The organism is Aestuariivirga sp. (assembly GCF_020252405.1).
GTDB lineage: Bacteria > Pseudomonadota > Alphaproteobacteria > Rhizobiales > Aestuariivirgaceae > Aestuariivirga.
On record NZ_JADCDA010000001.1, the window covers coordinates 44,173 to 58,769 of the forward strand.

Consider the following 14,597-nt stretch of genomic DNA (forward strand, 5'->3'; position numbering starts at 1 on the left):
TATCATGGCTTACCCAGGAAAGGGGAGCAACAATGCCTGACTTCAACCAGCCGCTCGGCGGCAATGACATGCCGCGCTTTGCCGGACCCGCCACCATGATGCGGCTGCCCACGCAGGCGACCGCCAGTGGCCTCGACGTGTGCTTCATCGGCGTGCCGATCGACATCGGGTCTTCGAACCGCTCCGGCACGCGCCACGGACCCCGGCAGATCAGGGCCGAGTCCTGCATGATCCGCCCCTACAACATGGCGACCAGGGCCAAACCCTTCGAGTCCTTCCAGGTGGCGGACATCGGCGATGTGGCGATCAACACCTTCGACCTCAAGAAAACGGTGGGGATCATCGAAAAGGCCTATGACGCGATCCTTGGCGAGAACTGCAAGCCGCTGACCCTGGGTGGCGATCACACGCTGACGCTTCCCATCCTGCGCGCCATGAAGAGGAAGCACGGGCCGGTGGCGCTGATCCATGTCGATGCCCATGCCGACGTCAATGACGAGATGTTCGGCGAGAAGATCGCCCACGGCACGCCCTTCCGCCGCGCCGTGGAGGAAAACCTTCTGGCCTGCGACAAGTCTTTTCAGATCGGCCTGCGCGGCTCGGGCTATTCGCCGGACGATTTCGACTGGACCAGGAACCGGGGCTTCACCGTGGTGACCGCGGAAGAGTGCTGGTACAAATCATTGGCGCCGCTGATGCAGCAGGTGCGCGCCAGGATCGGCAACCACCCGGTCTATCTCACTTATGACATTGACAGCCTGGACCCGGCCTTCGCGCCCGGCACCGGCACGGTGGAGGTGGGCGGCCTTTCGACCTGGCAGGCGCTTGAGATCATCCGCGGCTGCCGCGGCCTCAATCTGGTGGGCGGCGACCTCGTGGAAGTTTCCCCGCCGCTCGATCCCGCCGGCAACACGGCGCTGATCGGCGCGAACTTCCTTTACGAAATGCTCTGCGTGTTGCCCGGCTGCCAGTACGGCTGAAATGCCGGTCGCCCGGCAATCGATCCGTCATACCGGGCTGCAATGCTGCGCCCATGCATCTGTTTCCTCCGTTCATCCGTATATGAAGCGCAATGCCAAACACCGTGCCGCAGCCTGCCGACCTCGTCCACGCCATGCCGGACCCGGCCCTGGTGGTGGATGCGCAGGGCGTGGTGAGGCTGGCCAACGAGCAGGCGGTGGAACTGCTTGAGGCCGATCCCGCGGGCCGCCACCTCTCCGCCACGTTGCGCGCGCCCGACGTGCTGGAGGCCGTCGCCGAGACAACCTCGGGTGCGGGCAGCGCCAGCGTCGATTATGAAATCCGCGTGCCGGTGCCGCGCGCGTTCCGCGCCCATATTTCCTGCCTGGGCGCGGGCAAGGGCGCGCTCATCACGCTGCGCGACCTGACGCGCGAACAGCAGATCGAGCGCATGCGCGCCGATTTCGTCGCCAATGCCAGCCATGAGCTGAGAACACCGCTGACTGCACTGTCGGGCTTTCTCGAAACCATCCAGGGTCCCGCCAGGACGGACCCCAGGGCGCAGGACAAGTTTCTGGGCCTGATGAAGAGCCAGTCGGAGCGCATGCGCCGCCTGATCGACGATCTCCTGTCGCTGTCGCGCATCGAGATGAACGAGCATGTGCGGCCCTCGGGCGAGGTGGACCTCAACCGGGTGGCAGCCCATGTTCGCGATGTGTTCTCCGGCATGGCAAGGGAGCTCGAGTGCGAGCTGAAGCTGGCAAGCGATGGTCCGGCGGTGGTGACAGGCTCGCGCGACGAACTCGTGCAGGTGCTGCAGAACCTCGCCGAGAATGCCCTGAAATATGGAAGCACCGGCAAGCTGGTTGAGATCATTGTGCGCAGTGATGCCGGGTGGGCCGATGTCAGCGTGCGCGATTATGGCCCGGGAATTGCCGAGCAGCATATCCCGCGCCTCACCGAACGCTTCTATCGCGTCAACGCCCAGGACAGCCGCTCGCGCGGCGGCACCGGGCTCGGCCTCGCCATCGTCAAGCATATCGTCAACCGCCACCGCGGCCGGCTGGTCATCGCCTCCGAACTGGGCAAGGGCAGCACCTTCACGATGCGGCTGCCGGTGAAAGCCGGCTGAGTGCCCCGCCCACTGACCGTCATCCTGGCAAAAGCCGGGGTGACGGAATTATGTGATTAATATACAGTAGTTTAAGTCGTCAGATTTATGTAATTTTACCGTCACATAAGCGTTTTGTGGCACTCCTAGTGTGCGGCGGCCCTCAGACAGGAGTAGAAGTAATATGAAACGTATCCTCTTGACCGCCAGCCTCGTGGCGCTCACTGCCGTGCCGGCCCTTGCGGCGCGCGACCAGATCCGCATCGTCGGGTCGTCCACCGTTTATCCCTTCACCACCGCAGTGGCCGAACAGTTCGGCAAGACCAGCGGCATGAAGACGCCGGTGGTCGAAGCGACCGGCACCGGCGGCGGCCTTAAGCTGTTCTGCGCCGGCCTGGGCGAGGACAAGCCCGATTTTGCCAATGCCTCGCGCCCCATCAAGAAGGCGGAGTTCGAAACCTGCGTGAAGAACGGCGTCACCGAGATCGTCGAGCTTGAGATCGGCTTCGACGGCCTGTCCGTCGCCCAGTCCAAGGACGCGAAGCCGCTGTCCCTCACCAAGGAGCAGCTGTTCAGGGCGCTGGCCAAGAACATCCCCGACAAGGATGGCAAGCTTATCCCCAATCCCAACAAGACCTGGAAGGACGTCGATGCGTCGCTTCCCGATGTGAAGATCGAAGTTCTGGGTCCGCCGCCCACCTCCGGCACGCGTGACAGCTTCGCCGAACTGGCCCTCGAGGCGGGCGCCCTCAAGATCCCCGCCATGGCTGACCTCAAGAAGTCTGACGCCAAGGCTTTCGAGGCGGTGTGGAAGTCGATCCGCGAGGATGGCGCCTATGTCGAAGCCGGCGAGAACGACAACCTGATCGTCCAGAAGCTGGTCGCCAACCCGGCCGCGCTCGGCATCTTCGGTTTCTCCTTCGTCGAGCAGAATGCCAACGCCATCGTGGACATTCCGATCGACGGCGTGCAGGCCACCTACGAGACCATCGCCGACGGTTCCTACAAGTTGTCGCGCCCGCTGTTCATTTATGCGAAGAACCAGCACGTGGGCAAAATCCCCGGCATCGTCGAGTTCATCGCCGAATATGTCTCCGACAAGGCGATCGGCCCGGATGGCTATCTCGCGGCCAAGGGCCTGGTGACCCTTCCGGGCGCCGAAGCCGACAAGACCCGTGCAGTTGCCAAGAACATGACCGTTCTCACGGCGGCAGACGTCAAGTAACTGCATAAGTGAGGGATCAGGGGGACCGCGGATGAACCGGCCCCCTGTTCTTTGTTTTTCCCGCTAGTGTGGAGCGCGCAATGTTCCTGTGGACCGTGCTGCTGATCGTGCTGATGGCCGCCATCGCCTATTGGGCCGGTCGTGCGCGCGCCGCAGGCCTCGCCGCCACAGGCGGCGCCAGGCTTCATTCGCTTCCCTCCTATCACGGACTCTTCGCCGCCGCCGGGGCCATGATCGGCGGCCTGGCGCTGGCCATTGCCGGGGCTCTGATCGTTGGCGCGCAGTCGGCCTTCATGCCCGTGGCAGCCGTCATTGGCGGCGCCATTGGCGCGGCTCCGCTCTATTCGATGAGCTCGCCCGACTTCCGCGCCCGCAACAGTTTCGAGCGCATCGTGCTGGTGGTGCTTATCTGCTGCTCGGCTGTGGCCATCCTCACCACCATCGGCATCGTTTTTTCGGTGCTGTTCGAATCGGTGATTTTTTTCCGCTCGGTATCGCCCATCGAATTCCTGTTTGGCACGCATTGGTCGCCCACCGGCACGCCGCCGTCCTTCGGTCTCATTCCCCTGCTCGCCGGCACGCTGCTGATCACCGCGATCGCCATCGTGGTGGCCGGTCCGCTCGGCCTGCTCTCGGCCATCTACATGGCGGAATATGCCACGCCGCGCCTGCGGGGCGCGCTGAAGCCGATCCTCGAAATTCTCGCCGGCATTCCCACCGTGGTGCTGGGCTTCTTCGCCGCGCTGACGGTGGCCCCGCTGATCCGCGGCTCGGGCGAGGCCATGGGGCTCTCGGTCGCCTCCGAATCCGCCCTCGCCGCCGGCCTCGTCATGGGCATGATGATCGTGCCGCTGATCTCGTCCCTTTCGGACGACATCATCAACGCGGTGCCGCAGTCGCTGCGTGACGGGTCCTATGCCATGGGGGCCACGAAATCCGAAACCATCAAGAAAGTGGTGTTGCCCGCGGCGCTTCCCGGCATCGTTTCCGCCTTCATGCTGGCCATTTCGCGCGCCGTGGGCGAAACCATGATCGTGGTCATGGCGGCGGGGCTCGCCGCCAACCTGACGGCCAATCCGCTCGCCGCCGTCACCACCATCACGGTGCAGATCGCCACGCTGCTCGTGGGCGACCAGGAATTCGATTCGCCCAAGACGCTGTCGGCCTTTGCGCTCGGCTTCGTGCTGTTCTTCTTCACTCTCATCCTCAATTACATCGCACTGCGCATTGTGCAAAAATACCGGGAACAGTATGACTGAGGTTCGGAACGATCTGGTCGCCAAGCGCTACGCCGCCGAACGCCGCTTCCGCTTTTATGGCGCGACGGCGCTGGCGCTTACCGCGCTGTTCCTGGCGATCCTGCTGACCGACACCGTCATCAAGGGTATTCCCGCCTTCCACGAAACGAGTGTCGAGCTCGACGTGAAGGTCGATCCCGCCGAGGTCGATCCCAACAATCCGGTGGGCGGCAACTATGACAAGATGATCAAGGAGGCCTTCCGCGCCGAGTTCCCGGCGGTCGAGGGCCGGACCAATCAGAGGGCGCTCACCGCACTCCTCTCCAGCGGCGGCGCGGACGCCTTGCGCGGCATGGTCGTCGCCGATCCCTCGATCATCGGCAAAACCGTCACCGTGCCCGTGCTGCTCAGCGCCGACGCCGACATGTTCCTGAAAGGAATGCTCACCAGTCAGACCGTCGCCCCCGGCACGGCGGCGCTGCACATCGCCAGGCTTGACGGCGAGGAGGGCTTTGTCCTCACCGGCGACAAGACGGGCGAGGAGGCCGAGAAGGAGCTGGGCCTCGCGCCGCGTGACGTGGTGCGCTTCAAGGGCGGCGCCTTGCGCGTCACCGGTGTCGAGAACGGCTACCTGAAGGCCGTGCCGGTGCTGGCGACTGACCCCGCCGTCACCACCGTCGGTCCCGGCCAGTGGGACATCGTCAGCTTCTCCGTGCCGGAATCGAACCGCCGCATCAATGACAACCAGGCGCTCTGGCTCGACGAGCTGAAACAGGAAGGCCGCATCGAGAACAGTTTCTCATGGCGCTTCTTCGAGGCGGGCGACTCGCGCGAGCCTGAACTGGCGGGCATCCGCGGCGCATTGGTCGGCTCGCTCCTGACCGTTCTGGTGGCGATCGCGCTGGCGTTGCCGCTGGGCATCGCCGCGGCGATCTATCTCGAGGAGTTCGCCCCCAAGAACAAATGGACGGATGTGATCGAGGTCAACATCAACAATCTCGCGGCCGTGCCCTCGATCATCTTCGGCCTTCTGGGACTTGCGGTGTTCCTCAACTTCTTCGGCCTGCCGCGCTCGGCGCCGCTGGTTGGCGGCCTGGTGCTGGCGCTCCTCGTGCTCCCCACCATCATCATCGCCTCGCGTGCGGCGCTCAAAGCCGTGCCGCCGTCGATCACCGAAGCCGCGCTGGGCGTCGGCGCCTCGAAGCAGCAGGCGGTGTTCCAGCATGTGCTGCCCCTGGCGCTGCCCGGCATCATGACCGGCACCATTCTGGGTCTCGCCCGCGCCTTCGGCGAAACCGCGCCACTCCTGATGATCGGCATGGTCGCCTTCATCGCCGACATCCCCTCGGGCTTCACCAGCGCGGCCACCGTGCTGCCGGTTCAGGTGTTCCTGTGGTCGGACCTGCCGGAACTGGCCTTCAGGTCCAAGACGGCGGCCGCCATCATCGTGCTGCTCGTCGTGCTTTTCGCCCTCAACGCCGCCGCCATCTATCTCCGCAAGCGCTTCGAGCGCCGCTGGTAAGGATAAACATCATGAACGCCCCCGTCCCCCACCAGACCCTCGTCACCCCCGAAAAGCCCAAGGCGCTCGCCAGCGGCCAGTTCAAGGTCACGGCACGCGGCGTCGATGTGTATTACGGCGACAAGCAAGCCATCAAGAGCCTGTCGATCGACATTCCGGACCGCTCCGTCTCGGCCTTCATCGGGCCTTCGGGCTGCGGCAAGTCCACCTTCCTGCGCTGCATCAACCGCATGAACGATACCATCCCCACCTGCCGCGTGACGGGCCTCATCGATGTCGACAAGCACGACATCTACGATCCCAAGATCGACGTCGTGCAGCTGCGCGCCAAGGTGGGCATGGTGTTCCAGAAGCCCAATCCCTTCCCCAAGTCGATCTACGAGAACGTGGCCTATGGCCCGCGCATCCACGGGCTCGCCGCCGGCAAGACCGAGCTTGACACGATCGTCGAGCAGAGTCTGCGCAAGGCGGGCCTCTGGGAAGAGGCGAAGGACCGGCTTGCCCAGCCGGGCACGGGCCTCTCCGGCGGCCAGCAGCAGCGCCTGTGCATCGCCCGCGCCATTGCGGTCAACCCCGAGGTGATCCTGATGGACGAGCCGTGCTCGGCGCTCGACCCCATCGCCACGGCCCGGATCGAGGAACTCATCGACGAGCTCCGCCAGAATTACTGCATCGTCATCGTCACCCACTCCATGCAGCAGGCAGCCCGCGTCTCGCAGCTCACGGCCTTCTTCCACCTCGGCACGCTGGTGGAATATGGCGACACCGACGAGATGTTCACCGCGCCGCAGGAAAAGCGCACTCAGGACTACATCACGGGCCGCTTCGGCTGAGCCCTTGGGAGATCAAGACATGACCGATCACACCGTCAAGTCCTATGACGACGACCTGAGCCAGCTCAAGACCATGCTCGCCCAGATGGGCGGCCTCGTCGAACAGCAGCTTGACGACGCCATTGACGCGCTGACGCGGCGCGACACCGCGCTCGCCGACCGCGTGATCCAGATCGACGAGCGTGTCGATGTGCTTGAGCACCAGATCGAGGAGAAGGCGATCCTCACCATCGCCCGGCGCCAGCCCGTGGCGCGCGACCTGCGCGAAATCATGGTGGCGATCCGCGTATCGTCCGACCTCGAGCGCATCGGCGACCTCGCCAAGAACACCGCCAAGCGCACCCATGCCTTGTCGGACCAGCTGCCGAGGAAGCTCATGGCGGGCGTCACCCGCATGGGCCGTCTCGCCCAGGTGGAGCTCAAGAACATCCTCGACGCCTATTCGCACTCCGACGCCGGCATGGCGATGGAGGTGTGGCGCTCCGATGAGGAGCTCGACGCGCTGTACAATTCGATCTTCCGCGAGCTGCTTACTTACATGATGGAGGACCCGCGCAACATTTCGCTGTGCACGCATCTCCTGTTCGGCGCCAAGAACATGGAGCGCATCGGTGACCATGCGACGAACATCGCCGAGAACATCCACTATCTTGTCCATGGCAAGCCGCTGGGCGAGGGCCGCCCGAAGAAGGACGTGACCGCCGCCATGCGCATCGACCTCGAGGGATCGGAAGACAGATGAGCGTTTCGATCCTTGTTGTCGAAGACGAGGAACCGATTCAGATTTTGCTCAGCTATAATCTGGAATCGGAAGGTTATCGCGTGCGCCACACGGCGGAAGGCGAGGAGGTGGCGCAGCTCGTCGCCGGCGAGCGGCCCGACCTCATCGTGCTGGACTGGATGCTGCCGGGGATATCGGGAATCGAGGTCTGCCGCCTGCTGCGCGCCAAGCCCGAGACGCGCGACATTCCCATCATCATGCTCACGGCGCGCAGCGAGGAGGCGGAGCGCGTGCGCGGCCTCGCCACCGGCGCTGACGACTACATGGTGAAGCCCTTCTCGGTGCCGGAGCTGCTCGCCCGCATCCGAACCATCCTGCGCCGGGTGAACCCCGATGCGGTGGCCGACCAGCTGAAGGCGGGCGATCTCTCGCTCGACCGCAAGACGAGGCGGGTGACCCGCGCGACGCGCGACGTGAACCTGTCGCCCACCGAGTTCAAGCTGCTCGAACACCTGATGAGGAACCCCGGCCGCGTCTATTCCCGCGCGCAATTGCTCGACACGGTGTGGGGTCATGACGTCTATGTCGACGAGCGCACGGTCGATGTGCATGTCGGCCGTCTGAGAAAGTCGCTCAGCCGCGGCCGCGAGATGGACCCGATCCGCACCGTGCGCGGGATGGGCTATTCCTTCGACGAGAGGTTCGGGCGGACGAACTAGGCCAACGGCCACCGCACCCTCTTCATCATCGCCGGGCTTGTTGTTTGGACCGGGGACATGGTTGACGCCCCAAAAAAGATGCCCGGGACGCGCCCGGGCATGATGAACGTGATGAGCAGTCGTCTCATCCGAAATTCACCTTGCGGTTCCGCCGGTCCTGCATAGGCTGGTAGGCGAGCCTGGCGTGGTATTCGCAGTAGGGCGAGCCTTCGCGGGGGCCGTGTCCGCAGAAGCAGAATTCTTCCGATCCCGGATCGCCGATCGGCCATTTGCAGGTCTTGTCGGAGAGGTGCAGTATCGTAACCCGCCCGTCCTTCGGCAGATCGACGAGGCGCAGCGGCTGCGGCTCGGGGATCGCCGCCGGGCGAATATGGGTCTCGGCCCGCATCGTCGGCTTCAGCGCCGCGGAGCCGGCGGTGGGCATGCTGGGCATCGAGCTTCCGGCGCGCGGAGGAAGGCTGGGCTCGCGCTGCTTCCGGGGTTCGCGGGGGGCGGTGACGCGCTGCTGCTGCACCCGGCCCGACAGATTGAGGCGGTGCACCTTGCCGATCACCGCATTGCGGGTGACGCCATTGCCGAGGCGGCCGGCGATCTGGCTGGCGCTCAGGCCCTCCGTCCAGAGTTTCTTCAGAAGTTCAACGCGCTCATCAGTCCAGGACAATTTCGCCCCTCCAAGATTGATTTCATGCTGTGCCGACAACGGAATCCCCCGTTCTTCGCCGGATCTGCTCCGTTCCGGCGTGTTCATTCACCAAACTGACCGTTAGCCGCTACATCTCGTAGCTGATGGCGGCAACCCTACAATATGCGGTGGTTCACCCGCAACCTTCCGCGCCGGAATCGAACCCGTTTTCCCCAGTTTCCGTGCCAGGCGCCTTGCTTAACCAAACCTTATCAGGGGCAGGAATCGGCTGTCCCTGCGCTGTTTTGACTCAGTGTGGACAACCGTGAATCACGCCCTGAACGGCGTGAATCATCCAGCCGTCCCGGCGTCATTGACCCCGCGCGGCCTTGGAATTATAAGCTTTCTGCGGCGAGGCGCCCACCCAACACGGCGGGCGTCTTTTGATTTCAATATCAGGGTTCTGCCATGATCACGCCCGTTCTCCCCACCTATGCCCGTGCGAAGGTTGCCTTCGACAGGGGCGAGGGCGCGCGCGTCTTCACGCCCGAGGGCGAGGCCTACCTCGATTTCGGCGCGGGCGTTGCAGTGACCAGCTGCGGCCATGCCCATCCGCACCTGGTGGAAGCGCTTACCGACCAGGCCAAAAAGATCTGGCACACCTCAAACCTCTATCAGATGCCGGGGCAGGAGAAGCTTGCCCAACGGCTGATCGAGAACAGCTTCGCCAACACGGTGTTCTTCACCAATTCCGGCGCGGAGGCGCTCGAATGCGCGATCAAGATGGCGCGCAAGCACCAGTCCGCCACGGGCCACCCGGAGCGCTGTCGCCTCATCACCTTCGAGGGCGCCTTCCATGGCCGGACACTGGCCACCATCGCGGCCGGCGGCCAGGCCAAATATCTTGAGGGCTTCGGCCCCAAGGTCGAGGGCTTCGACCAGGCGCCCTTCGGCGACCATGAGGCGCTGAAAGCGGCGATCGGGCCCGAGACGGCCGGCATCCTCATCGAACCCGTGCAGGGCGAGGGCGGCATCCGCCCGGTGCCGCCGCAGTGCCTCAGGGGCCTGCGCGCGCTGTGCGACGAACACGGCCTGCTGCTGATCTTCGACGAGGTGCAGACGGGCGTGGGGCGCACCGGCAAGCTCTTTGCCCATGAATGGGCGGGCGTCACGCCGGACATCATGGCCATCGCCAAGGGCATCGGCGGCGGCTTTCCCATCGGCGCCTGCCTCGCCACCGAAAAGGCCGCTGTCGGCATGACCGCGGGCACCCATGGCTCGACCTTCGGCGGCAATCCGCTGGCCACGGCGGTGGCCAATGCCGTGCTCGATGTGATCCTTGCGGAGGGCTTCCTCGCAGGCGTGCAGCAGCGCGCCCTTACGCTGAAGCAGAAGCTCGCCGCGCTGAAGGATTCCCACCCGGCGATCATCGAGGACATTCGCGGCCAGGGACTGATGATGGGCATCAAGTGCAAGGCGCCCAACACCGCCCTCCAGGCGGCGGCGCTCGACCAGCGCCTCCTCACCATCGGCGCGGGCGACAATGTGGTGCGCCTGCTGCCGCCGCTCATCGTCACCGACGCGGACATCGCCGAAGCCATGGACAAGCTCGACCGCGCCTGCAAGGCGCTCGAAGCCACGGCCTGACCTTTCACTCCCATGACGGTTCCCATGAGTTCTCCGAAGCATTTTCTCGATATCGCCGATCTTGACGCATCAGCGCTGAACGGCATCATCGCCGCGGCGCGCGCCATGAAGGATGCGCGCAAAGGGCGCCCCAGGGGCCAGCGCGAGACGGACGAGCCGCTGAGGGGCCGGATGCTGGCCCTCATCTTCGAGCGGCCCTCGACGCGCACGCGCGTGTCCTTCGAGGTCGGCATGCGCCAGCTCGGCGGCGAGACCCTCGTGCTGTCCTCGAACGACATGCAGCTCGGCCGCGGCGAGACCATCGCCGACACGGCGCGCGTTCTCTCCCGCTATGTCGATGCCATCATGATCCGCGCGGCGAGGCATTCGCACCTCACGGAACTTGCCGCGGCGGCCGCCGTTCCGGTGATCAACGGCCTCACCAACCTCACCCACCCCTGCCAGGTGATGGCCGACGTGATGACGCTCGAGGAACATCTGGGGCCTTTGAGGAATCTCACCGTGAGCTGGGTGGGCGACGGCAACAATGTCGCCGCCTCGTGGATCCAGGCGGTGGGCCGCATGGGCGGCAGGCTGAGGATCGGCGCGCCGGAGGAACTGGCCCCTGTGCCCGAGGTGATGGCCTGGGCCAGGGCGCAGGGTGCCGACGTCTCCCTGATGACGTCTCCTGAGGAAGCGGTGGAAGGGGCGGACTGCGTGATCACCGATGCCTGGGTGTCGATGCACGACACCGATGGCGAGACGCGGCACAATCTGCTCAAGCCCTATCAGGTCAATGGCGCGCTGATGGGGCTGGCGAAGCCCAATGCCAAATTCATGCACTGCCTGCCCGCCCATCGCGGCGAGGAGGTGACGGACGAGGTGATGGACTCGCGGAATTCGCTGATCTGGGATGAGGCGGAAAACCGCCTCCATGTGCAGAAGTCGATCCTGCTGCACTGCCTGGGGGCATGATGGCCGATATGGCTGCGCTTGCCGCCGGCGACCTGGCGCTGCCTTTCGAGGTGAAACCCCTGGGCGTGCGCGGCAGGCTGGTGCGCCTCGGACCCGCGGTCGACGACATCCTGCACCGCCATGCCTATCCCGCACCCGTCTCCGCATTGCTGGCTGAAGCTGTGGCGCTGGCGGTCATCCTCGGCGCCATGCTGAAGTTCGACGGCAAGTTCATCCTGCAGACCAAGACCGATGGCCCGGTGGACATGATCGTCGCCGACTATATCGCCCCCGGCAAGATCAGGGGCTATGCCCGCTTCGACGCGGCGCGCGTGGCGGCGCTCAAGACCCCAACCGAGGCCGGGCTCCTCGGCGCCGGCTATCTCGCCATGACGGTGGACCAGGGGCCGGACATGGAGCGCTATCAGGGCATCGTGCCGCTCGACGGGGGAGACCTCACCGCAGTGGCCCACAGCTATTTCGAGAAGTCCGAGCAGATCCCCACCCGCATCCGCATGGCGGCGGGCCCCCTCATCCAGCGCGGTGCCAAAGGCGAGGCCTGGCGGGCCGGCGCCATCATGGTGCAGCACTTGCCGCGCGGCGGGGGCTCCAGTCCTCTCCCCACCCATTCCGGCGATGCGCCGGAGGGCACCGATATTGCACCGCAAGAAAACGATGACTGGGTGAGGGCGCGGCTGCTGCTCGACACGGTGGAGGCGCATGAGCTGCTTGACCCGCAGCTCGGAGCGGAACAGTTGCTCTACCGCCTCTATCACGAAGATGGCGTGACGGCTTACCCTGCGACACATCTGGAGCGCTATTGCAGCTGTTCGCAGGAGGGCATCGTGAGGATGCTGGCGCGCTTCCCGGCAGAGGACCGCACCGACATGGTGACGGACGGGAAAATCGCCGTCACCTGCGAGTTTTGTTCCACCACCTACACGGTGAAGCCGGAAGACCTGGCGACCTGACGGAAAGAACGTCGTTTTTCGCCCAAAACCTGTCCAAATCGTTAGTAGTATTCACCACCGCCCTGTGCAACTCTGATTGACGGACGCAAATCCCCGTGACAGGCTCGCGCGGATAGGGCCTGAAGCCCCAAGGATAAAGAAGAACGGACGTGGGAGAGGCGAAGGCATCGGGCTGCGGGACGCTTTTTCCATGCGGTCTCCGGCGCCCCGGAGCCACCCCCGAAACCTATCACTGGCGGTCACTTAAGGAGAGAGACGCATGACCGAATTCGAAATGAAACTGAAAGCAGCCGAGAAGGCCGTCGGCCTCGGCAAGCTGTCGCGCCGCGACTTCATCCACTTCGTGATGGCCTCGGGCGTCACGCTTGCCGCAGCGCAAGGAATGTTCGCCCGCGCCGCACGCGCCGAGCCCAAGAAGGGCGGCACGTTCAAGGCCGCCGTGGGCCACGGCCAGACAACCGACTCGCTCGACCCGGCCACCTGGTCCAACGGTTTCACCTTCGCCTGGGGCAAGTCCGTGATGGGCGCGCCGCTCGTCCATATCAGCACGAAGAACGAAGTCGTCCCGCATGTCGCCGAAAGCTTCGAGCCGTCGGACGGCGCGAAGAAGTGGGTGTTCAAGATCAAGAAGGGCATCACCTTCCACAATGGCAAGACGCTGACGGCCGATGACGTGGTCGCCACCATCAACTATCACATCGGGCCGGACTCCAAGTCGCCGGCCAAGGGTGTGCTGTCGAACCTCGTCTCGGTGAAAGCCGACGGCCCGGACACCGTGGTGTTCGAGCTGAGCGGCGGCAACGCCGACTTCCCCTATCTGGTCTCGGACTACCACCTTGCCATGTATCCCTCCGAGGGCGGCAAGATCCAGTGGGAGAAGGGCATCGGCGCCGGTCCCTATATCCTCAAGTCCTTCGAGCCCGGCGTGAAGATGACCGCCGAGCGCAATCCGAACTATTTCGGCACCACCTATTTCGATGCGGTCGAAGTTCTGTCGATCATCGACGTGGCGGCCCGCACCAACGCCTATCTCTCGGGCGAGGTGCAGTTCATCGACCGGGCCGATCCCAAGACCATCGATATCGTGAAGAACGCGCCGAACACCTCGCTCTACAATGTGTCGGGCACCGCGCTCTATTCGGCGCCGATGCTGGTCGACCAGGCGCCCTTCGACAAGCTGGAGGTGCGCCAGGCGCTCAAGTGGGCGATCAACCGCCAGGAGCTGGTGGACAAGATCCTCTACGGCTACGGCTCTCCCGGCAACGACAACATGCTCGCGCCCTCCCTCAAATATGCAATCCAGCCCGAGCCGGTCTATACCTATGACCCGGACAGGGCGAAGTCGCTGCTGAAGAAGGCCGGCATGGAAAACCTCAAGGTCGATCTCTCGGCGGCCGATGCGGCCTTCCCGGGCGGTGTCGACGCAGCCTTGCTGATGGCCGAGCAGGCAAAGGCCGCGGGCATCGAGATCAACGTGGTGCGCGAGCCGAACGACAGCTACTGGGACAACGTCTGGATCAAGAAGCCCTGGTGCCAGTGCTACTGGGGCGGCCGCCCGACGGCGGATGCGTTCCTGTCGATCTCCATGGCGGCCGGTGCGGCCTGGAACGACACGCGCTGGAAGAACCCGCGCTTCAACGAGCTGCTTGTCGCGGCCCGTGCCGAGACGGACGAAGCCAAGCGCCAGGCCATGTATGCCGAGTGCCAGCAGCTGGTGCATGACGACGGCGGCCAGGTGGTGCTGATGTTCAACAATTACGTCGGCGCGCTGAGCAACGCGATCGGTCACGATGAGGCCTTCAACACCGACTTCGACCACGATGGCGGCTTCATGTATGAGCGCTGGTGGATGGCGTAAGCCAGACCTGACCCGTCAATTTCGCCGAACTGGACCCCGTCAAGCGATTGACGGGGTCTTTTCGTAGGGCGCCGCCTGGAGCATGATCCGCAAGAGTGGAACGGCTTTTGCGATAAGATCATGCTCAAGCCTTTGATCTGGAGCATGATCCGCAAAAGTGGAACCGGTTTTGCGGCAAGATCATGCTCAAGCCTTTGATCCGGAGCATGATCCGCAAAAGTGGAAACGCTATTGCGA

The 14,597-nt window shown here is 64.5% G+C and carries 13 protein-coding genes; 12 read left to right on the plus strand and 1 reads right to left on the minus strand.

Features of this window, described 5'->3' with window-relative positions; all coding sequences use genetic code 11:
* Positions 1–32 precede the first annotated feature (32 nt).
* The 8 genes from speB (at position 33) to phoB (ending at position 8,329) form a co-directional block, all read left to right on the plus strand.
* Positions 33–980 carry an agmatinase gene (gene speB / locus IOC69_RS00205; RefSeq protein ID WP_290541509.1) on the plus strand — a complete coding sequence of 316 codons (948 nt, stop codon included), beginning with the start codon at positions 33–35 and terminating at the stop codon, positions 978–980.
* A 92-nt stretch (positions 981–1,072) separates the two neighbouring features.
* Positions 1,073–2,092 (plus strand): ATP-binding protein, encoded by a 1,020-nt coding sequence (locus IOC69_RS00210; protein ID WP_290541510.1) that lies wholly within the window; start codon positions 1,073–1,075, stop codon positions 2,090–2,092.
* Between the two features lie 163 nt (positions 2,093–2,255).
* Positions 2,256–3,296: a PstS family phosphate ABC transporter substrate-binding protein gene (locus IOC69_RS00215; protein ID WP_290541511.1), complete on the plus strand. Its 1,041-nt coding sequence runs from the start codon at positions 2,256–2,258 to the stop codon at positions 3,294–3,296.
* 80 nt (positions 3,297–3,376) lie between these two features.
* Positions 3,377–4,555 carry a phosphate ABC transporter permease subunit PstC gene (gene pstC, locus IOC69_RS00220; RefSeq protein ID WP_290541512.1) on the plus strand — a complete coding sequence of 393 codons (1,179 nt, stop codon included), beginning with the start codon at positions 3,377–3,379 and terminating at the stop codon, positions 4,553–4,555.
* Positions 4,548–6,056 carry a phosphate ABC transporter permease PstA gene (pstA, locus tag IOC69_RS00225; protein ID WP_290541513.1) on the plus strand — a complete coding sequence of 503 codons (1,509 nt, stop codon included), beginning with the start codon at positions 4,548–4,550 and terminating at the stop codon, positions 6,054–6,056. Before pstC ends, pstA begins: the two co-directional genes overlap by 8 nt.
* 11 nt (positions 6,057–6,067) lie before the next feature.
* Positions 6,068–6,889, plus strand: a complete 822-nt coding sequence (gene pstB, locus IOC69_RS00230; protein ID WP_290541514.1) for a phosphate ABC transporter ATP-binding protein PstB — start codon at positions 6,068–6,070, stop codon at positions 6,887–6,889.
* Positions 6,890–6,908: 19 nt separating this feature from the next.
* Complete coding sequence (gene phoU / locus IOC69_RS00235; RefSeq protein ID WP_290541515.1) at positions 6,909–7,631, plus strand: phosphate signaling complex protein PhoU; 723 nt, start codon at positions 6,909–6,911, stop codon at positions 7,629–7,631.
* Positions 7,628–8,329 (plus strand): phosphate regulon transcriptional regulator PhoB, encoded by a 702-nt coding sequence (phoB, locus tag IOC69_RS00240; RefSeq protein ID WP_290541516.1) that lies wholly within the window; start codon positions 7,628–7,630, stop codon positions 8,327–8,329. Before phoU ends, phoB begins: the two co-directional genes overlap by 4 nt.
* 124 nt (positions 8,330–8,453) lie before the next feature.
* On the opposite strand, the gene IOC69_RS00245 is transcribed toward phoB, so the two are convergent.
* A complete protein-coding gene (locus tag IOC69_RS00245; RefSeq protein ID WP_290541517.1) occupies positions 8,454–8,990 on the minus strand; it encodes a GcrA family cell cycle regulator in 537 nt (178 codons plus the stop codon).
* A 429-nt stretch (positions 8,991–9,419) separates the two neighbouring features.
* Here IOC69_RS00245 and IOC69_RS00250 point away from each other — a divergent pair, with 429 nt between their 5' ends.
* The 4 genes from IOC69_RS00250 to IOC69_RS00265 all read left to right on the plus strand — a co-directional run bounded on the left by IOC69_RS00250 (position 9,420) and on the right by IOC69_RS00265 (position 14,360).
* Positions 9,420–10,598: an aspartate aminotransferase family protein gene (locus IOC69_RS00250; RefSeq protein WP_290541518.1), complete on the plus strand. Its 1,179-nt coding sequence runs from the start codon at positions 9,420–9,422 to the stop codon at positions 10,596–10,598.
* 24 nt (positions 10,599–10,622) lie between these two features.
* Positions 10,623–11,552 (plus strand): ornithine carbamoyltransferase, encoded by a 930-nt coding sequence (argF, locus tag IOC69_RS00255; protein ID WP_290541519.1) that lies wholly within the window; start codon positions 10,623–10,625, stop codon positions 11,550–11,552.
* An 8-nt stretch (positions 11,553–11,560) separates the two neighbouring features.
* Positions 11,561–12,502 (plus strand): Hsp33 family molecular chaperone, encoded by a 942-nt coding sequence (locus IOC69_RS00260; RefSeq protein WP_290541520.1) that lies wholly within the window; start codon positions 11,561–11,563, stop codon positions 12,500–12,502.
* Positions 12,503–12,761: 259 nt separating this feature from the next.
* Positions 12,762–14,360: an ABC transporter substrate-binding protein gene (locus IOC69_RS00265; RefSeq protein WP_290541521.1), complete on the plus strand. Its 1,599-nt coding sequence runs from the start codon at positions 12,762–12,764 to the stop codon at positions 14,358–14,360.
* Positions 14,361–14,597: the final 237 nt, after the last annotated feature.